At 73.7% G+C, this 19,219-nt stretch carries 14 protein-coding genes; 9 read left to right on the forward strand and 5 right to left on the reverse strand.

Annotation, left to right across the window (positions count from 1 at the left end):
- Window positions 1-84 precede the first annotated feature (84 nt).
- Window positions 85-969 carry a LysR family transcriptional regulator gene (locus tag ACWC24_RS08930; RefSeq protein ID WP_450662135.1) on the forward strand — a complete coding sequence of 295 codons (885 nt, stop codon included), beginning with the start codon at window positions 85-87 and terminating at the stop codon, window positions 967-969.
- Between the two features lie 99 nt (window positions 970-1,068).
- Here ACWC24_RS08930 and katG read toward each other — a convergent pair whose 3' ends face one another.
- Entirely contained in the window at window positions 1,069-3,297 is a 2,229-nt protein-coding gene (gene katG / locus ACWC24_RS08935) for a catalase/peroxidase HPI (protein ID WP_450662136.1), read from the reverse strand.
- Between the two features lie 294 nt (window positions 3,298-3,591).
- On the opposite strand from katG, the gene ACWC24_RS08940 reads away from it, so the two are divergent.
- From ACWC24_RS08940 to ACWC24_RS08955, 4 genes are all read left to right on the forward strand, one after another.
- Window positions 3,592-4,002, forward strand: coding sequence for a Fur family transcriptional regulator (locus ACWC24_RS08940; protein ID WP_450662137.1), 411 nt, complete (start codon window positions 3,592-3,594; stop codon window positions 4,000-4,002).
- 145 nt (window positions 4,003-4,147) lie between these two features.
- Window positions 4,148-4,765, forward strand: a complete 618-nt coding sequence (locus ACWC24_RS08945) for a PDZ domain-containing protein (protein ID WP_450662186.1) — start codon at window positions 4,148-4,150, stop codon at window positions 4,763-4,765.
- Between the two features lie 98 nt (window positions 4,766-4,863).
- Window positions 4,864-5,991 carry a M24 family metallopeptidase gene (locus ACWC24_RS08950; protein WP_450662138.1) on the forward strand — a complete coding sequence of 376 codons (1,128 nt, stop codon included), beginning with the start codon at window positions 4,864-4,866 and terminating at the stop codon, window positions 5,989-5,991.
- A gap of 64 nt (window positions 5,992-6,055) precedes the next feature.
- Window positions 6,056-7,039, forward strand: coding sequence for an aminoglycoside phosphotransferase family protein (locus ACWC24_RS08955; RefSeq protein WP_450662139.1), 984 nt, complete (start codon window positions 6,056-6,058; stop codon window positions 7,037-7,039).
- A gap of 410 nt (window positions 7,040-7,449) precedes the next feature.
- Here ACWC24_RS08955 and treZ read toward each other — a convergent pair whose 3' ends face one another.
- Window positions 7,450-9,195 carry a malto-oligosyltrehalose trehalohydrolase gene (gene treZ, locus ACWC24_RS08960; protein ID WP_450662140.1) on the reverse strand — a complete coding sequence of 582 codons (1,746 nt, stop codon included), beginning with the start codon at window positions 9,193-9,195 and terminating at the stop codon, window positions 7,450-7,452.
- 174 nt (window positions 9,196-9,369) lie between these two features.
- On the opposite strand from treZ, the gene ACWC24_RS08965 reads away from it, so the two are divergent.
- The 3 genes from ACWC24_RS08965 (at window position 9,370) to ACWC24_RS08975 (ending at window position 11,879) form a co-directional block, all read left to right on the forward strand.
- Window positions 9,370-9,921: an FHA domain-containing protein gene (locus ACWC24_RS08965; protein WP_450662141.1), complete on the forward strand. Its 552-nt coding sequence runs from the start codon at window positions 9,370-9,372 to the stop codon at window positions 9,919-9,921.
- Window positions 9,922-10,083: 162 nt separating this feature from the next.
- Window positions 10,084-11,406, forward strand: coding sequence for a M14 family zinc carboxypeptidase (locus ACWC24_RS08970; protein WP_450662142.1), 1,323 nt, complete (start codon window positions 10,084-10,086; stop codon window positions 11,404-11,406).
- Window positions 11,403-11,879, forward strand: coding sequence for an SSI family serine proteinase inhibitor (locus ACWC24_RS08975; RefSeq protein WP_450662143.1), 477 nt, complete (start codon window positions 11,403-11,405; stop codon window positions 11,877-11,879). Before ACWC24_RS08970 ends, ACWC24_RS08975 begins: the two co-directional genes overlap by 4 nt.
- Window positions 11,880-11,902: 23 nt before the next feature.
- Here ACWC24_RS08975 and ACWC24_RS08980 read toward each other — a convergent pair whose 3' ends face one another.
- From ACWC24_RS08980 to glgX, 3 genes are all read right to left on the reverse strand, one after another.
- On the reverse strand, window positions 11,903-13,153 hold the full coding sequence (locus ACWC24_RS08980) for a M14 family zinc carboxypeptidase (RefSeq protein ID WP_450662144.1): 1,251 nt from the start codon (window positions 13,151-13,153) through the stop codon (window positions 11,903-11,905).
- A 272-nt stretch (window positions 13,154-13,425) separates the two neighbouring features.
- The gene (gene treY / locus ACWC24_RS08985) at window positions 13,426-15,891 is read right to left on the reverse strand and encodes a malto-oligosyltrehalose synthase (RefSeq protein WP_450662145.1); all 2,466 of its coding nucleotides are present in this window, start codon (window positions 15,889-15,891) and stop codon (window positions 13,426-13,428) included.
- 197 nt (window positions 15,892-16,088) lie between these two features.
- On the reverse strand, window positions 16,089-18,218 hold the full coding sequence (gene glgX, locus ACWC24_RS08990) for a glycogen debranching protein GlgX (RefSeq protein ID WP_450662146.1): 2,130 nt from the start codon (window positions 18,216-18,218) through the stop codon (window positions 16,089-16,091).
- Between the two features lie 180 nt (window positions 18,219-18,398).
- On the opposite strand from glgX, the gene ACWC24_RS08995 reads away from it, so the two are divergent.
- The gene (locus tag ACWC24_RS08995; protein ID WP_450662147.1) at window positions 18,399-19,211 is read left to right on the forward strand and encodes a Tat pathway signal sequence domain protein; all 813 of its coding nucleotides are present in this window, start codon (window positions 18,399-18,401) and stop codon (window positions 19,209-19,211) included.
- The last annotated feature ends 8 nt before the right edge of the window (window positions 19,212-19,219 follow it).

Consider the following 19,219-nt stretch of genomic DNA (forward strand, 5'->3'; position numbering starts at 1 on the left):
CTCATCCTGTGTGCGCCCGCAGTTCACGTCCAACGATGATTCCTGCACGCCTGATAAGCATCGCTGATGGCATGCTGGGGCGGCATGGACCCGCATCTCCTGCGCACCTACGTCACCGTGGCCCGCCTCGCCTCCTTCTCGGCGGCCGCCCGCGAGCTGGGCTACACCCAGTCCGCCGTCTCCCAGCACATCGCCGCGCTGGAACAGGACCTCGGCACCGGCCTGCTCACCCGCCGCCCGGTCGTTCCCACCCCGGCGGGCGAGCGGCTCCTGGAGCACGCGGGCCCGTTGCTGCTGCGCCTGGAGGCGGCCCGCGCGGACGTCGTGCGCAGGGCCGCCGCACCCGAGCACGGGCTGACGCTCGCGACCACCGCGACCGCGCTCGGGCCCCGTACCGTGGCGGCGCTTCCGCGGGCCGGGGTGACCCTGCGGGTGCTGGCCCGCGACGAGGTGCCCGAGGCCGTCGCCGCCGGGCGGGCGGACCTCGGACTGGTGGACGGACTGGCCGCTCCCAGCGATCCGCTGCGGCTGCCCGACGTGGCACCCCTGACGACGTACGGCGTCGGCGAGGAGTCCGTCTGCGTCCTGCTGCCCGACACCCATCCGCTGGCCGGCCGCCCCGGGCTGCGCCTCGGCGACCTCGCCCACGCGCGCTGGCTGGACGCGCCCGACGCGGGACTGCCGCTGGACCGGCTCCGGGCCGCCGTCGACGGGTCCGGCTTCCGCCCGGCGCTGCGGTACGAGGGGACCGACGTCCGGGTCCTCACCGCCCTGGCGGCCGCGGGTCACGGGCTGACCCTGCTGCCCCGGTCGGCCGCCACCGGGGTGCCGGGTGCCGTCGCCGTGCCGCTCACGCGGCCGCGTGTCGTCCACCGCACCGAACTGGTGTGCCTGGGCGCGCCGGGCGGCCCGGCGGCCGGGCTGGCGGAGGCGCTGCTCGACGGCGGGGCCGCGACCCCGGTGCGGTGAGGGCGGTGGACGGCCCGGCCGCCACTGCGCGAAGACGTCCGGGCCGGCCCGTGCGGGCCGGCCCGGACGTCTGTCAGGCGCGGGAGGTGGGACGGACGGTCAGACGAGGTCGAACCGGTCCAGGTCCATGACCTTGGTCCACGCGGCGGCGAAGTCCTTCACGAACTTCTCCTTCGCGTCGTCGCTCGCGTAGACCTCCGCGAGCGCGCGCAGCTCGGAGTTGGAGCCGAAGACCAGGTCGGCGCGGCTGCCGGTCCACTTGACCTGGCCGGAGGCGTCGCGGCCCTCGAACGTGGACGCGTCCTCGGAGGTCGCCTTCCACGTCGTGTCCAGGTCGAGCAGGTTGGCGAAGAAGTCGTTCGTCAGCACGCCGGGGGTGGCGGTGAGGACACCGAGCGACGACTGCTTGTGGTTCGCGCCCAGCACGCGCAGACCGCCGACGAGGACCGTCATCTCCGGCGCGCTCAGGGTCAGCAGGTTCGCCCGGTCCAGCAGCAGGTACTCGGCCGGCAGGCGGTTGCCCTTGCCGAGGTAGTTGCGGAACCCGTCGGCGGCCGGCTCCAGCGCGGCGAACGACTCCACGTCGGTCTGGTCCTGCGAGGCGTCCGCGCGGCCCGGCGTGAAGGCGACCTCGACGTCGACACCGGCGTCCTCGGCGGCCTTCTCGACGGCCGCGGAGCCGGCGAGCACGATCAGGTCGGCGAGGGAGATCTCCTTGCCGCCGGACTGGGCGGCGTTGAAGGACTCCTGGATGCCCTCCAGGGTGCGCAGCACCTGGGCGAGCTGGTCGGGGTCGTTGACCTCCCAGCCGCTCTGCGGCTGAAGACGTACGCGCGCGCCGTTGGCGCCGCCGCGCTTGTCGCTGCCGCGGAAGGACGAGGCGGACGCCCACGCGGCGGACACGAGCTGCGACACCGACAGACCCGAGGCGAGGACCTGGGTCTTGAGGGCGGCCACGTCGTCGGCGTCGACGAGCTCGTGCGTGACGGCGGGGATCGGGTCCTGCCAGATCAGCACCTCGGACGGGACCTCCGGGCCGAGGTAGCGCGCCAGCGGGCCCATGTCGCGGTGGGTCAGCTTGAACCAGGCGCGGGCGAACGCGTCCGCGAACTCCTCGGGGTTCTCGTGGAAGCGGCGCGAGATCTGCTCGTAGGCCGGGTCGATGCGCAGCGCGAGGTCGGTCGTCAGCATGGTCGGGGCCAGGCTCTTCGACGCGTCGTGGGCGTGCGGGATGGTGCCGGCGCCGGCACCGTCCTTCGCCACCCACTGGTGGGCGCCGGCCGGGCTCTGGGACAGCTCCCACTCGTAGCCGAACAGGTTGTCGAAGAAGCCGTTGCCCCACTGCGTCGGCGTGGAGGTCCAGGTGACCTCCAGGCCGCTGGTGATCGCGTCGGCGCCCTTGCCGGTGCCGAAGGAGTTCTTCCAGCCCAGGCCCTGCTCCTCGATCGAGGCGGCCTCGGGGTCGGCGCCGACGTTGTCCGCCGGGCCCGCGCCGTGGGTCTTGCCGAAGGTGTGACCGCCCGCGATCAGGGCGACCGTCTCCTCGTCGTTCATCGCCATCCGGCGGAACGTCTCACGGATGTCGCGGGCCGCTGCCAGCGGGTCGGGGTTGCCGTTCGGACCCTCGGGGTTGACGTAGATGAGGCCCATCTGGACCGCGCCGAGCGGGTTCTCCAGCTCGCGGTCACCGGTGTAGCGCCGGTCGTCGAGCCAGGTGGTCTCGGGGCCCCAGTAGACGTCCTCGTCCGCCTCCCAGACGTCCGGGCGGCCGCCGGCGAAGCCGAAGGTCTTGAAGCCCATCGTCTCCAGGGCGACGTTGCCGGTGAGGATCATGAGGTCGGCCCACGAGATGCTCTGGCCGTACTTCTTCTTGACCGGCCACAGCAGACGGCGGGCCTTGTCGAGGTTGCCGTTGTCCGGCCAGCTGTTGAGCGGGGCGAAGCGCTGCTGTCCGGCGCCCGCGCCGCCGCGGCCGTCGCTGATCCGGTAGGTGCCGGCGCTGTGCCAGGCCATCCGGACCATGAGCGGGCCGTAGTTGCCGAAGTCGGCCGGCCACCAGTCCTGCGAGTCCGTGAGCACCTCGGCGATGTCCCGCTTCACGGCGGCGAGGTCGAGGCTCTCGAACGCCTTGGCGTAGTCGAAGTCCTCGCCCAGGGGGTTCGCCACGGCGGGGTTCTTGGCAAGGATCTTCAGATTGAGCCGTTCCGGCCACCACTGGCGGTTTCCGCCGCCCTGCGTCGGGTGCGCGGCGCGCTCGTGCGCAACCGGGCAACCACCTGCGCCCCCGGACTTCGCGTCGGTGACGATGGCGTCGTGGTTCTCGGACATGGGATGGGAATCCTTCCGGACGGGGCGGATCACTGTGCTCAGGGGCCGCGGGAGGAGGGACGGACGGGACACCGACTCCCGTAGAGCTGCGGTGAGCGCGAGAAAAGCCTCGCACGGTCACTGCGTCCACTCCTGTCGTACTGGTGTCTTTTTGTCCCTTGGCCAGCGCCTGATCCGATCCTACAATGGACAGAGTCTTAGTCAAGAAGCACACTAAACCCATATCCGATAGGAACCCGGATGTCCACTGGTAAAATCCGGGATGTCCCACCGAACGCGAATAGGTGAACCGATATGAGTGACCTGCTGGAGCGACTGCGAGGCCGCGGCTGGCGGATGACCTCCCAGCGGCGTGTCGTTGCGGAGGTCCTCGACGGCGACCACGTGCACCTCACGGCCGACGAGGTGCACGCCCGTGCTGCCCAGCGGCTGCCCGAGATCTCCCGGGCGACCGTCTACAACACGCTCGGCGAGATGGTCACCCTCGGCGAGGTCATAGAGGTCTCCACCGACGGCCGCGCCAAGCGCTACGACCCCAACGCGCACCGACCGCACCAGCACCTCGTGTGCTCCAACTGCGGCCTGATCCGCGACGTCCACCCCGCCGGCGATCCGCTGGCCGACCTTCCGGCGGTGGAACGGTTCGGCTTCACGATCTCCGAGGTCGAGGTCACCTACCGGGGGCTGTGCCCCTCCTGCGCCTAGCATCGGCGCGGCGGCGGGGTGCGGGGCACGTCCACCGGATGATGCCCGTCCCCGGCCCCGGGTCAGTCTCACTCGTTCGTGTCTCGTGCCACGCCGGTGCCGCGGGTAGAGCACCGGGCGGAGGCGATCCATGGAACAGAGTGCGTTGGGACAGAGCGCGTTGCGTCCCGGACCGATGCCCGGACAGCGGCCCTCGGGCGCCGGCGGGCCCGCCGGCGGTACCCGGCGCCCGCACACCGCGCGCCGCCGCGGCCGGCGGCTCACGACCCTGCTGTTCGGCCTGCTCCTGGGAACGGCGCTGGTGCTGTCCGGGGTGGGCCTCGGGACGGTGGGGACGACGGTGATCAGCATGGGCAAGCTCGCCGAGCTCCAGCGCCGGGCGGCGGCCTCCCACGGACCGGCGGCCGCCGGCCCCGGGTCCGCGGCCGACGGCTCCGGCGCCGCTGTGGCACCGGTGTACCCGGTGTCCCCGATGCCGTCCCTGCCGCCCGCCGTCCCCACGGCGGCCCTCGGCGTCGAGGCGGTCGACGCCGGGCGGTCCGGGGCGCTGGTCGTCGGCGTCCACGTCCCCGGCCCCGGCTACTCGGCGGGGCTGGTCCGCGGAGACGTGCTGATCGCCTTCGGCAGGACCCGGATCGGCTCGGCGGCCGACCTCGCGCACGCCGTCGCCCGCGCCCGCCCCGGCAGGGAGGTCACCCTGACCGTCCGGCACCACGACGGAGCCCACCAGCGACTGAGGGCCGTCCCGGGCGTCGTCGTCTGACGACACCGTCCCGTCCTCGGCCGACCGGCTCGCGCGGGCCCCTCCGGCCGGGCAGGATGCTGCCCGTAGCCCCTCTTCGTCCACCCAGGGAGGCCCGGATGACCGGCAGCACGGCCGCGCGCTTCACCGCAGACGACTACCGGGACCGGATGGACCGGGCCGCCCGGGCCGCGGCCGACGCCGGGCTGGCCGGGCTCCTGGTGGCACCGGGCCCCGACCTCGTCTGGCTCACCGGCTACGCGCCCCCTGCGGCCACCGAGCGCCTCACCCTGCTGCTCCTCGCCGCCGGGCAGGACCCCGTCCTCGTCGTCCCCGCCCTGGAGGCCCCCGACGCCGCCAAGGCCACGGGGGCGACCGCCCTGGCGCTGCGCGACTGGACCGACGGCAAGGACCCCTACGCGCTCACCGCGGGCCTCCTCGACGCCTCGGGCTCCTTCGGGATCAGCGACAACGCCTGGGCGCTGCATCTGCTCGCGCTGCAGCAGGCGCTGCCCGGCGCCTCGTACGCCTCCCTCACCGTCGCCCTGCCGATGCTGCGCGCCGTGAAGGACCCGGCCGAGCTGGAGCTGCTTGCCGCCGCGGGCGCCGCCGCGGACGCGACGTTCGAGGAGATCCGCGACGTGCGCTTCGCCGGACGCCGGGAATCCGACGTCGCCGCCGACCTCGCGGGCCTGCTGCGCCACCACGGTCACTCCCAGGTCGACTTCACCATCGTCGCCTCGGGACCGAACGGCGCCAACCCGCACCACGAGGTGGGCGACCGGGTCATCGAACGCGGCGACATGGTCGTCCTCGACTTCGGCGGACTCAAGGACGGCTACGGCTCCGACACCAGCCGCACGGTCCACGTGGGCGAGCCCACGGACGAGGAACGGACGGTCCACGACCTCGTGCGCGCGGCCCAGGAGGCGGGCTTCCGGGCCGTACGGCCGGGCGTCGCCTGCCAGGAGGTCGACCGGGCCGCCCGCCGGGTCATCGAGGACGCCGGGTACGGGCAGTACTTCATCCACCGCACCGGTCACGGCATCGGCGTCACCACCCATGAGCCGCCGTACATGATCGAGGGCGAGGAGCAGCCCCTGGTCCCCGGCATGTGCTTCTCCGTCGAACCCGGCGTCTACCTGCCCGGCCGTTTCGGGGTGCGCATCGAGGACATCGTGACCGTGACCGAGGACGGCGGCCGCCGCCTCAACGACACGACCCGGGAGATGGTCGTCGTGGACTGACGGCCCGGTCCGAAGGACCTCCAGGAAACCCGTGAGACGACACCCCCGAGCGACGGCGCGGCCCATGACCCAGGCACCGACACCGACCGCGGACACCGTCCGCCGACTGGTCCGTTCCCTGACGAAGGAAGGCGGGGAGGGCAGGACGGGCGAGGCGGGCGCCGGTGCGCAGGACGCCGCCGGACCCGACGTACGGCCCGTCGCCGAGGACGGCGGGTCCACCACCTGGTGGGTCGGCACCCGCCATGTGCTGCGCCTCGCCACCGACCGCGAGGCGACCGCCCGGCGCCGCCGCGAACTGCGCCTGCGCGATCTCGTCCGCCCCCATGTCCCGGTCGCCGTACCGGTCAGCGTGGCGCACGGCGACTGGGCGCCCGGACTCGCCTACACCCTGGACACCAAGGTGCCCGGCGGTACCGCGGAGCAGCACGAGGTGTCGGCCGTCGGCGAGGCCGACCTGGCCGGACTGCTCACCGGGATGCGCGAGGTGCCCGCCCGGCAGATCGAGGTCCTCGGCGTACCGCACGCCCCGGCCCGCTCCCTGGAGGCGCTGCGCCGGATGGCCGTACCGGCCGCGGAACTCCTGTGCGCCGCAGACGAGTTCGACGCCGCGTTGCTGCACCAGCTCACCCCGCAGGGGGCGGCCCAGCTCGCCGCCCGGCCCGGCGCGGCCGTCCTCGTCCACCACGGTCTGCGGGGCGAGCACCTCGTGGTCGGCGCCGACGGCCGGGTGCGGGGGGTGCTGGACTGGACCCACGCGGTCGTCGGCGACCCCGCGGAGGACATCGCCGGACTCGCGCTCGCCGTCGGCTCCCCGGCCGCCGTGCGCGCCGCGACCCTCGCCGGCTACGGCGCCCGAAGCTGCCTGCGCGGCCTGTGGCTGGCCCGCTGCGACACGGTCCTCGCTCTCGCCGAGCGTCTGGACGGCCGCGGCGACAGCCCGCTGCCGCTGCTGCGCACACAGTTGCGCCGCGCCTGGGAGGCGATCCTGCTGGAGCGCGTGACGGAGTTCCGCGAGGAGGGCCCGGACGACGCGGAACAGCCCTGACGAGGGTCCGGAGCCCCGGAGCCGCAGGCTTCCGGGGCTCCGGACCCTCGGACGACCGTGCCTCCTGGACCTCACGCTTCGCTGGCCGCGCCTCCGGGCCTCCGCGCCTCCGGGCTTTCGGACCTCCGGCCTCCGGCCTCCGGACCTCCGGACGGCCGTGCTTCTTGGGCCTCACGCCTCCGGGGCCGCGCCCCGGGCGACCGCGCCTCCGCGTCCCGGGTTTTCGGGCCCCGGGTCTTCGGCCCCGGGGCATCGGGCCCCGGACCTCCGGGCGACCGGACCTCACCTCCGGGCTTCCAGGTCACCAAGCTTCCAGGTCACCGGGCTTCCAGGTCACCGGGCCTCCGGACCCTTGGGTGACCGGACCCCAGGGTCCGCGCCCCGGCTCCCGGTCGGCCCCGCCCGTTCCGTCAGCTCTGTTCCAGCACCACGCACGACTCCCCGGGCACCAGCAGGACGCCGTCCGTCCCCGGACGCTCCACCGGTTCCCACGCGGCGAGCACCCGGGCCGGACGGGTGCCCAGCGGGATCGCCGCCTGCTCCTTGCCGAGGTTCACCGCCACGCGTACGTCACCGCGCCGGAAGGCCAGCCAGCGGGCCTCCTCGTCGTACGCCACCTTCGTGTCCGCGAGATCGGGGTTGGTGAGGTCGGGATGGCTGTGCCGCAGCGCGATGAGGAGGCGGTACCAGTCCAGCACGCGCGCGTGCGGCGGGCGTTCCGGCTCGGACCAGTCCAGACAGGAGCGGTCGCGGGTCGCCGGGTCCTGCGGATCGGGCACGTCCTCCTCGGCCCAGCCGTGCGCCGTGAACTCCCGCCGCCTGCCCCGGCGTACGGCCTCGGCGAGCTCGGGATCGGTGTGGTCGGTGAAGAACTGCCAGGGCGTGCCCGCCGCCCACTCCTCGCCCATGAACAGCATCGGCGTGAACGGGGCCGTCAGCGTCAGCGCCGCCGCGCAGGCCAGCAGCCCGGGGGAGAGCACGGCCGCCAGCCGGTCGCCTTGGGCGCGGTTGCCGACCTGGTCGTGGGTCTGGCTGTAGCCGACGAGCCGGTGCGCGGCCACCCGGCCGCGGTCCAGGGCGCGGCCGTGGTGCCTGCCCCGGAAGCTGGAGTACGTGCCGTCGTGGAAGAAGCCGCCCGTGAGCGTCTTGGCCAGGGCCGCGAGGGGGGCGCGCGCGAAGTCCGCGTAGTAGCCCTGGGACTCGCCGGTCAGCGCGGCGTGCAGGGCGTGGTGGAAGTCGTCGCTCCACTGCGCGTGCAGGCCGAGGCCGCCCTCCGCGCGCGCGGTGACCACGCGCGGGTCGTTCAGGTCCGACTCGGCGATCAGGAACAGCGGCCGGCCCGTGTCGGCGCCGAGGTGGTCCACCGCCCGGGACAGCTCCTCCAGGAAGTGGCACGCGCGCGTGTCCGCCAGCGCGTGCACCGCGTCCAGCCGCAGCCCGTCGATCCGGTAGTCCCGCAGCCACGCCAGCGCGCTGCCGAGCAGGAAGGCGCGCACCTCGTCCGAGCCGGGCCCGTCGAGGTTGACCGCGGCACCCCAGGGGGTGTGGTGCCGGTCGGTGAAGTACGGTCCGAACGCCGGCAGGTGATTGCCCGACGGGCCCAGATGGTTGTGCACCACGTCCAGGACCACCCCGAGCCCGAGCCCATGCGCCCGGTCCACGAACCTGCGCAGCGCCTCGGGGCCGCCGTACGGTTCGTGCACCGCCCACGGCGACACCCCCTCGTACCCCCAGCCGTGCCGACCGGGGAAGGGGCACAGGGGCATCAACTCGACGTGGGTGATCCCCAGTTCCACCAGGTGGCCGAGCCGCTCGGCGGCCGCGTCGAGGGTGCCCTCCGGCGTGTACGTGCCCACGTGCAGCTCGTACAGGACAGCTCCCGGCAGCGGCCGGCCCGCCCACTCGGTGTGCCAGGCGTACCGTCCGTGATCGACGACGGCGCTCAGGCCGTCCGGGCCGTCCGGCTGCCGGCGGGAGCGCGGATCGGGCAGCACGGGGCCGTCGTCCAGCGCGAACCCGTACCGCGTGCCGTCGGCCGCCTTCGCCTCGCCGCTCCACCAGCCCTCACGCGCCGGATCGCGCTCCAACGCGCGCGTGACCCCGCCGCAATGGAGCGTCACCCGGTCGGCCTGCGGTGCCCACACCTCGAACTGCACGGACGGTTCCCCTTCGTCTGCTCACCGTGATGTAGCCCGTCCATGGTCCTTCAAACACGATCAATCCGCCTTTGAATGCTCCCTTTTGCGGGGGGTGTCGTCCAGGTACAGGCACGGGCGCGCCGTTTCTGTGTTTTCTGGACACTCGGGGTTCACTGACCGACAATCACGAGCGTGACGTCGTCCTTCGAGTTCCACACGTACCCCGCGCGGCTGTCCGACGCGGAGCGCGACCGGGCCCTGGAGGTGTTGCGCGACGGTGTCGCCAAGGGGCGGCTGTCGCACGACACGTTCGTCCGGCGCATGGAACTGGCGCTGACCGCGCGCCGCTCCGACGAACTCGCCGCGCTCACCGCCGACCTGCCCACGGAGAGCCGCTTCGCGCGCGCGGTGTTCGGCACGGTCGAGGCGGTCTCCGGCTTCACCGTACGACTGCGCCGGGCCTGGCAGGCCGAGAAGCTGCCCAAGCTGCTGCTGCCGCACCCGGGGGCCACGCACGCGCTGCGGATAGGCCGGGACCCCGCCAGCGGGCTGCGGCTCACCCACGAGACGGTCTCGCGCGTGCACGCCGAACTCAGCCGGCAGGGCGGCATGTGGGTCCTGCGCGACCTCGGCTCGAGCAACGGCACGACGGTGAACGGGCGCCGGGTGATCGGCGCGGCCGTCGTCCGCGAGGGCGACCAGATCGGCTTCGGGAGCATCGCGTTCCGGCTCGCGGCGGACTGAACCGGCCCGAACCGGCACCAGGGCCTCGAACTCCCTTGCGTACCGCGGTGTTGACGTACCCGGCGAGCCATGACTGACTGTGCTTACACCATGTACACCAGGTGAACCGACGGCACCACATTGTGGAGGTGCGCCCTGCCGCCACTCCTCCGCTACCCGACCGTGGACGAACTGGGCGCCCGGGCCGCCGCACTCGTCGCCCGGCGCCCCAGGGACGCCCGGCTGCGCCAGGTCGGGACGTCCCGCGCGGGAACACCCTTGTGGCTGATGTCCGTCGGGCACGGCACCCGGCAGGCCCTGGTGGTCGCCGGACCGCACGCCAACGAGCCGGTGGGCGGCGCGACCGCGCTGCGGCTGGCCGAGCGTGTCCTGGCCGAACCCCGCCTCGCCGACGGCGCGGACACCACCTGGAACCTGCTGCTGTGCCTGGACCCCGACGGCCTGCGCCGCAACGAGGGCTGGCTGTCCGGCCCGTACACCCTGGGCCACTACTTCCGGAACTTCTTCCGTCCCGGCTTCCTCGAACAGCCCGAGTGGCTGCCCGACGGCGCGGAGGCCGCCACGCTCCCCGAGACGCGGGCCCTGCTCCGTGTCCAGGACGAACTGAAACCTTTCTTCCAGTGTTCCCTGCACGGTGTCGACGTCGGCGGCGGCTTCGTCGAACTGACCCGCGACCTGCCGGGCCTGGCCCAGCGTGTCGCGCACACCGCGACCCGGCTCGGCATCCCGCGCGAGCTCGGTCCCTACGACACCCTGTACTGGCCCGGCCTCGGCCCCGCCGTCTACCGGATCCCGCCCCCGAGCCGGGGCGACCTGGCCGCGGCCATCACCGAGGCCGCCGTCGAGTCCACCTGGTTCCACCCGCACCGGCACGGCACGGTCACCGCCGTGATCGAGGCCCCCATGTGGGGCGTGGCCGGTGTCGAGGACGGCTCCCGGCCCGCCGATCCGGACGAGGCGCTGCGCACGGTGAGCCGCACGCTGCGCCACGACGCCGGGCTCCTGGAGCTGATCCTCGCCCGGGTCCGGCCCCGTCTCGCGGGCTCACCGGACGCGGCGCGCCTGCTCGCACCGGTCGACGACTATTTACTGGTCTGTCCCGGCCTGGCCGACGCGTGGGACCCCGACGTCCGTGACCAGGGGCGCCCCCTGCCGGCCCTGCGCACCGCCCATCTCGCCGCCCTGCGCATCGCCGGACGGCGGCTCGCCCTGCGCACGGCGGGGCTGCTGCACCAGTTGGTGCGGGGCGCCGACGGTGATCCGGACGACGCGCTGCCGGACCTGGACCGGGTCATCGACGAGTGGTGCGCCGACTACCGCGACGGCTGCGGGGCCCGCTGGATCCCGGTGGCCCGCCAGGTGGAGTACCAGTCGCGCGTGGTGCTCGCCACCTTCGAGCTGGCCGCGGCGCACGCGCGCGAGGACTCCCGTTCGGGTGAGCGGGACTGGTGTCCGGAGACGGCCGTGCCGATGCCTCTTGAATGACGCACCCGAACCACGCGACACACACGAGGCACGACCGGCACCGCACGCGCCCGGGCAGCAGGGCGCGTACGACGTACCTGGTCCGCGGCGTCCTGCTGACGACGGCCGCCCTGCTCACCGTCGCCGGGTCGGCCCCGGCGGCCGCCCGGGAGGCCCCCACGGGCGACTGGCTCCGGCTCACCGTCACCCGGGGCGACGGCGCCCGTCCGGGTGACACCCGCGAAGCCCTGCTGCGGTGCGACCCGCCCCGGGGGCACGCGCACGCCGTACAGGCCTGCGAGCGGCTCGCCGCGGTGAAGGGTGACATCGGCGCCCACACGCCGGCGGACGGCTTCTGCGCGCTGGTGTACGCCCCGGTGACCGCCCACGCGCGCGGGGAGTGGGGCGGACGGCCGGTCGAGTACACGCGGAGCTTCGCCAACCCCTGCGCGCAGGCGGCGTGGACCGGGCCGGTGTTCGCGCTGGACGAGTGATCGGGCACGGGGCACAGGCCGTGTCAGCCGTCGCGGTCGCGCGCGTGCAGCGCGGCCGCGACGACGGTACGGGACTGGTGCTCGACCTGGTGCTCCAGGGGCACCCAGCGGGCGCGGAACCGTACCGCGAAGGCGTCGCTCCAGGCCGCCACGAGCTGTTCGAGACGCGGTGCCGCACGGTCGTCGTTCTCCTGGAGGACCCGCAGCAGCATCGCCGCCGAACGCATCGGCAGCCGACGGGCGAACGCGTCGACACTGCCGACGTACGCCATCGTGGTGTCGGCCGGCGGTGTGTGGATCCAGTCCTCGACCAGACCCGGCACCAGCTCCAGCACCCAGCGCGCGGCCCGCAGCAGCGGCCCGTCCACGCCGGCCAGGCGCGGCAGGGCCTCGGCGAGCACCTGCTCCACCTCCACGGCGTCGCGCCGCAGCCGAAGCGCGAGGCGCCGGAGCGCGGCGGCGGGGGCCGGGTGCGGCGCGCGGTCGTCCACCAGGTCGCTCGCCCACATCGGCACCTCGACGACGGCGGTCAGACCGCCGTACCGGTGGGCGTGGTACCAGGTGCTGTGCCGGGCGTCGTCCGGCATGCTCGGGTACGCGGCGCCCGCGCCGGGCGCGGGCATCACATGCACCCCGGGCCCGCTCGCCGGCCAGCCCGCCGCGTCGGCGGCGCCCGTCTCCACCGGGATGTGCAACTCGGCCGCGGACTTGGCGAACGGCTCCGCCAGGCCGGGGATGTCCTTCGTGAGCTGTATCCAGCTGCCGCCCAGGTCGGTGCCGTGCAGGGAGATCTGGAGGTAGGGCCGCAGCTCGTCGATGACCTCGGTCAGGGCGCGGGTCTCGGGCGGCAGCCGGTCGGGCGGCAGCACGGACGGCGACCACTCCGGCTGTTCCGGTCCGGCGGGCCGGAAGAAGCCGAGGTGGTAGTCGAACAGGCTGCGTGGCGCCGGCGTCACGTGCAGACTCGCCCCGTCGGGGTCCGCGCACAGCAGGAAGTGCCAGGACGTGTCGGCCCGCAGCTCCCGGTCGTGCAGCACCCGTTCCGCGAGGGCCAGCAGCGTGGACCCGCCGACCGGTTCGTTCGCGTGGGCCCCCGCGACGACGAGGACGGCGCGCCGGGCGTGGCCCATGGACAGCAGATGCAGCGGTCGGCCGGCGCGCGAGACGCCCACCCGCCGCAGGGCGCACAGGTCAGGCCGATGGACGGCCAACGCCTTCGCGGACTCGACCAGTTCGGGAACGCTGGGGTAACGATGCTCCGGCAGGAGACTCACCCCCGATAGGTCCGCCCTGCTTCGCATCCGCAGTACCCCATGGACTCTGTGGACTGTCAAGGACGCGAGGCGGGCCCCCGCCGGATCGCCCCCTTCCCCGCCGTATCTCCCGCATCTCCGCCGGATTACCGCCGTCCGTCGACGGGGGCCCGGCAGGGCCCTGGCCGCCGGACGACCCGTCCGACGCGCGTGCCGCCGGACGGCCTGTCCCGGCCCCTGCCGCCGGACGGCCCGCCCGTCGCCAGTGCCGCCGCAGCCGTCCGCGCCGACGGTCACTCCTCGCCCGCGGCGTCCTCAGCCGTTCCTGCCGTTCCTGCCGTTCCTGCCGTTCCTGCCGTCCCTGCCGTGCCTGCCGTGCCTGCCGTCTCGGAATTCCCTGCCGGTCGCTCCCCGTCGATCCGTTCCAGCAGCGCCACCGGCCGCTCGCCGAAGAGGTCCGCCACGCGCGTGTGCCCCTCGAACTCCCGGCCGGGCGCCAGCAGATCGGCCCACCGCCCCGGCGGCAGGGACAGCCGGGTGTCCCGCCAGCCGCCCGCCTCCGCGAGCCGCAGCGACAGCCGGGTCACCGCCGTCACGACCGTCGCCGAGCGGACGAACGCCAGACAGTGCGCCGCCGCCGCGCCCTCCGCGGACAGGGGCGCGTACGTCGCCGCGTCCCCGAACGCCTCGGGGCGCCGCCCGCGCAGCCGCAGCGCGGCCACGGTCAGCGCGCCCTTCTCCCCGGGATCCGCGGGCGGGAACCGCACCGGCCGCCGGTTGTCCGGGTCGACCAGCGCCCGGTACTCGGCCTCCGTGCCCTGGTACAGATCGGGGATGCCGGGCATCGTCAGCTGGACCAGGGCCGTACCCAGCACGTTCGCGCGCAGATGGGGCTCCAGGGCGTCCCGGAAGGCGGCCACCCGCTCACCCGGCGCGCCACAGGGCCCCGTCGCGACGAACCGCGCCACCCGCTCCTCGTACGAGGGGTCCTGCTCGGTCCAGCTCGTGTGCAGGCCGGCCTCCCGCACCTGCTTCAGCAGCGCCTGGCCGACCCGTTCCGGGGACGCGGGACCGAGCCCGAACACCGTCTGCCAGGCCGCCCACGCGAGCTGCGCGTCCGGCACGCCGTCGCCGTCGGGGGTGACCTCGGCCAGCACGTCGGCCCAGGGCCCGGGGCACTCGGTCAGTACCGCGAGGGCCGCCCGGACATCGGCGCTTCGCTTGGTGTCATGGGTCGTCACCACGCTCCCGCCGACCGGCCAGTCGCGCTGCACGCGGGCGCAGTGGGCGTGGAAGTCCGCCGGGGACACGGCCGGACACCCGGGGTTCCCGCCGACCTCGGTCCCCGACAGCAGCGGCACATAGCGGTAGAACGCGGTGTCCTCGACGGACTTGGCGCGCAGCGCGGACGCCGTCTGCGCGAAACGCGTACGGAACTCGGCATGGCCCGGCCCGTCCCCGTGCCGCCCGAGTACGAGATCCCGTACGACATCGACCGCGTCGGCCTCCTCGGGCACGACGAAGGCACGCCGGGCCTCGGCCGCGGCCTCCGCGGTGACGACGCCGGCCGCGTCGCCCGAGGCGTAGGGCCGGTAGACCTCCAGCCGGACCAGCAGTTCCCGCAGCGCGGTCCGCAGCGCCCAGGGTGCCCGGTCGCGCAGCGCGGGCTCCGGCGCCGTGGCGCACAGCCGGACCGCGACCCGGGTCAGCCGGTCGACCTCGGCGGCCAGCTCGTGCGAGAGCACCCGGTAGGCGGCCCGCCGTACCGTCGCCGCCCAGTCGCCGCCCCGGTCGGTCTGCGGGGCCGCGAACCGCCGGTACCGGGAGAGGAGTTCACCGGCGCCCGCCGGGTCCGTGAAGAGGCCGTCGACGTGCCGCAGGGCGTCGTAGCCGGTGGTGCCGGCCACGGGCCAGGAGGCGGGCAGGTGCTCCCCGTCCGCCAGGATCTTCTCCACGACCGTCCAGCGGCCGCCGGTCGCCCCGTGCAGCCGCTCCAGGTAGTCGTCGGGGTCGGCGAGTCCGTCGGGGTGGTCCACGCGCAGGCCGTCGATCACCCCCTCGTGGAGGAGCTGGAGGATCTTGGCGTGGGTGGCCTCGAAGACCTCTGGGTCCTCCACCCGCACCCCGATGAGCTCGGAGATGCTGAAGAAGCGCCGGTAGTTGAGCTCGGTACGGGCCAGCCGCCACCACGCGGGGCGGTACCACTGGGCGTCCAGGAGCTGCGGCAGCGGCAGCTCCTCGGTGCCCTCCCGCAGCGGCAGCACCTGGTCGTGGTAGCGCAGGACGTCGCCGTCGACCTCCAGGTGCCCGATCTCCGCGCCGAGCGGACCGCCGAGCACGGGCAGCAGCACCTGTCCGCCCTGCGCCTCCCAGTCGATGTCGAACCAGCGCGCGTACGGCGACTTCGGCCCCTCCCGCAGCACCTCCCACAGGGCCCGGTTGTGCCGGGGCGCCATGGCCATGTGGTTGGGCACGATGTCCACCACCAGGCCGAGGCCGTGCTCGCGCGCGGTGCGCGACAGCGCGCGCAGCCCGTCCTCGCCGCCCAGTTCGTCCCGTACGCGCGCGTGGTCGACGACGTCGTAGCCGTGCGCCGAGCCCGGCACGGCCTCCAGGACGGGGGACAGGTGCAGATGCGAGACGCCGAGCGAGGCCAGGTACGGCACGATCTCCGCCGCGGCCCCGAACGGGAACTCGGGCTGTAGCTGCAACCGGTAGGTGGCGGTGGGCACCGTCGGGTCGGGTCGCTCAGGTGTCATGGCACCTACGTACCCGCCCCGCCGCCTTTCGTGTCATCGCCGCACCCGGCTCCGCCCGTACGCCCCCACCGGAGCGCCGCCGGCCCCTCCACCGGAGCGTCCGCCGGAGCTCCCCACCGGAGCGTCGCCGGCCCCCCACCGGAGCGTCCGCCGGAGCTCCCCACCGGAGCGCCGCCGGAGCCCCACCGCCGGCCCGTCTAGGTGGGCCGGCGCAGGACCGTCAGGCTCCGGTCGGGCAGGGGCAGCCGGTCCCCGGCCCGCACCTTGTCGTCCGTCTGCGGTGCCACCCCCTCCGGGAGGGCCGTGTCCACCACGATCTGCCACTGCTGCCCGTGATCGACCGGAACCACGAACTCCAGCCGCTTCGCCGAGGCATTGAACATCAGCAGGAAGGAGTCGTCGGAGATGCGCTCCCCGCGCGGGCCGGGCTCGGAGATCGCGTTGCCGTTGAGGAACACGGTGAGCGCCGACGCCTGGGCCGAGTCCCAGTCCCGCTGGGTCATCTCCTTGCCCTCCGGGGTGAACCAGGCGATGTCCGACAGCTCGTCGTGGGTGCCCTCAACCGGCCGGCCGTGGAAGAAGCGCCGCCTGCGGAAGACCGGATGGTCCTTGCGCAGCCGCACCAGCGCGCGGGTGAACTCCAGCAGCCCGCCGCCCCCGGCGTCGCCGTCGTCGTCGGTCTCCGGCCACTTCACCCAGGCCAGCTCGCTGTCCTGGCAGTAGGCGTTGTTGTTGCCGCGCTGGGTGCGCGCCACCTCGTCGCCGTGGCTGATCATTGGCACGCCCTGGGAGAGCATCAGCGTGGCGACGAAGTTGCGCATCTGGCGCTCCCGCAGCGCCAGCACCGCGGGGTCGTCCGTCTCGCCCTCCACCCCGCAGTTCCAGGACCGGTTGTGGCTCTCGCCGTCCCGGTTGTCCTCGCCGTTGGCGTGGTTGTGCTTGTCGTCGTACGACACCAGGTCGTGCAGGGTGAAGCCGTCGTGGCAGGTCACGAAGTTGATCGAGGCCAGCGGGCGCCGTCCGTCGTCCTGGTACAGATCGGACGAGCCGGTCAGCCGTGACGCGAACTCCGCGAGCGCCCGCGGCTCGCCGCGCCACAGGTCCCGTACGGTGTCGCGGTACTTGCCGTTCCACTCGGTCCACAGCGGCGGGAAGTTGCCCACCTGGTAGCCGCCCTCGCCGACGTCCCACGGCTCGGCGATCAGCTTGACCTGGGAGACCACCGGGTCCTGCTGCACCAGGTCGAAGAACGACGACAGCCGGTCCACCTCGTGGAACTGCCGCGCCAGCGTCGCCGCCAGATCGAAGCGGAACCCGTCGACATGCATCTCGGTGACCCAGTAGCGCAGCGAGTCCATGATCAGCTGGAGTACGTGCGGGGACCGCATCAGCAGCGAGTTCCCGGTGCCCGTCGTGTCCATGTAGTAGCGGGGATCGTCGGCCAGCCGGTAGTACGACGGGTTGTCCAGGCCCCGGAAGGACAGCGTCGGACCCAGATGGTTGCCCTCGGCGGTGTGGTTGTAGACCACGTCGAGGATCACCTCGATGCCGGCCTCGTGCAGCGCCCGTACCGCAGACTTGAACTCGAGGACCTGCTGCCCGCGGTCGCCCCAGGAGGCGTAGGCGTTGTGCGGCGCGAAGAAGCCGATCGTGTTGTAGCCCCAGTAGTTGTTCAGGCCCATGTCCACCAGGCGGTGGTCGTTGACGAACTGGTGGACCGGCATCAGCTCCAGCGCGGTGACCCCGAGCGAGGTGAGATGGTCGATGACGGCGGGATGGGCGAGCGCCGCGTAGGTGCCGCGCAGTTCCTCGGGCAGCGCCGGGTGACGCATCGTGAGGCCCTTGACGTGGGCCTCGTAGATCACCGTGCGGTGGTACTCGGTGCGCGGCCGCCGGTCGTCGCCCCAGTCGAAGTACGGGTTGACCACGACCGAGGTCATCGTGTGCGGCGCGGAGTCCAGGTCGTTGCGCCGGTCGGGGCTGCCGAAGTGGTAGCCGTACACCTCCTCCCCCCAGCGGACCGAGCCGCTGACCGCCTTCGCGTACGGGTCGAGCAGCAGTTTCGCCGAGTTGCAGCGCAGTCCGCGCTCGGGGGCGTGCGGGCCGTGCGCCCGGAAGCCGTAGCGCTGGCCCGGCATGACGCCGGGCACGTACGCGTGCCGCACGAAGGCGTCGCTCTCGCGCAGCTCGACCGCCGTCTCCGAGCCGTCGTCGTGCAGCAGACACAGCTCGACTCGGTCGGCGGCCTCCGTGAAGACCGCGAAATTGGTGCCGGCGCCGTCGTACGTGGCACCGAGTGGATATGCCTCTCCAGGCCAGACCTGCATGGACACGACTCTTTCAGGTGGACGGCGGCGCTGGGGGCGCCTTGGCCCCGAGTGTCCCCGAAAGTGATGGAACCACCTGTGACTTACGCCCCTCTTACCGTCCGACCAGTGCATACGCCGTATGCCGAACAATCGGGGCAAACAGTTACTCCCAGGATGTCGGGGGAGTAGGGGGAACAAGTGCGCGAAATAGTGCACCGCCATCTGGGAAAGGTGGTGGCCGGTGCGGCCATGGCGGTGGTGGGGACCGCCGTCATGGCCGCTGTCACCCTGCCGGGCACGGCGGGGGCGGACGAGACGGGAGGGAGCAAGGGCGGGCAGTCGGCCCGGCAGGACGCCGCCGGCCAGGGCGGCGGCACGGTCGCGCCGGGCGTCGTCGCACCGGCGCCGGCCGAGGGGGCGAAGGGCACGGGCCGGGACCCGCTGACCGACGACGAGACCCGGCGGGTCGAGCGGATCGCGCTGGGCGGGCAGCAGCTCGTCGCGGGGGAGAACGTGACGGGCGGACGCGGCCCGCAGCGCATCGGCGTCGACCTCGCCGAGCCGGACGCCGCGGAACTCGACGACCCGGACGCGCCGCGCCGCGCGGACGTCACGTTCTACGACTACCGCGACGACACGCTCGTCACCCGGACCGTGAACCTGGACACCGGGAAGGTGGAGGGGACCGGCCGTCAGCACGGTGTCCAGCCGCCGCTGAGCCGGGACGAGCAGACCGAGGCCGCCCGGCTGCTGATCGCCGATCCCGCGGGCGCGGGTCTGAAGGCGGACTACAAGGACGCCACGGGCGCGGAGCTGACCTCGCCGGACCAGCTGCTGATCACCGGCATGGTCTACCGGGCCACGCCGGGTGCGCAGCCCGCCGTGCTCGACAAGTGCGGCGAACACCGCTGCGTGCGGCTGTTCCCGAAGGTCAAGAACGGGCCGTGGATCGACGCCCGGTCGCTCGTCATCGACCTGAGCGCCCGCAAGGTCGCCTCGCTGGCCCGCTGAGGCGCGCC

This window comes from Streptomyces sp. NPDC001443, assembly GCF_053597355.1.

Bases quoted from the DNA above. Each gene is read 5' to 3' on its own strand.
- ACWC24_RS08930 (WP_450662135.1), top strand. From the start codon at position 85: ATGGACCCGCATCTCCTGCGCACCTACGTCACCGTGGCCCGCCTCGCC.
- katG (WP_450662136.1), bottom strand. From the start codon at position 3,297: ATGTCCGAGAACCACGACGCCATCGTCACCGACGCGAAGTCCGGGGGC.
- ACWC24_RS08940 (WP_450662137.1), top strand. From the start codon at position 3,592: ATGAGTGACCTGCTGGAGCGACTGCGAGGCCGCGGCTGGCGGATGACC.
- ACWC24_RS08950 (WP_450662138.1), top strand. From the start codon at position 4,864: ATGACCGGCAGCACGGCCGCGCGCTTCACCGCAGACGACTACCGGGAC.
- ACWC24_RS08955 (WP_450662139.1), top strand. From the start codon at position 6,056: ATGACCCAGGCACCGACACCGACCGCGGACACCGTCCGCCGACTGGTC.
- ACWC24_RS08975 (WP_450662143.1), top strand. From the start codon at position 11,403: ATGACGCACCCGAACCACGCGACACACACGAGGCACGACCGGCACCGC.
- treY (WP_450662145.1), bottom strand. From the start codon at position 15,891: ATGACACCTGAGCGACCCGACCCGACGGTGCCCACCGCCACCTACCGG.
- glgX (WP_450662146.1), bottom strand. From the start codon at position 18,218: ATGCAGGTCTGGCCTGGAGAGGCATATCCACTCGGTGCCACGTACGAC.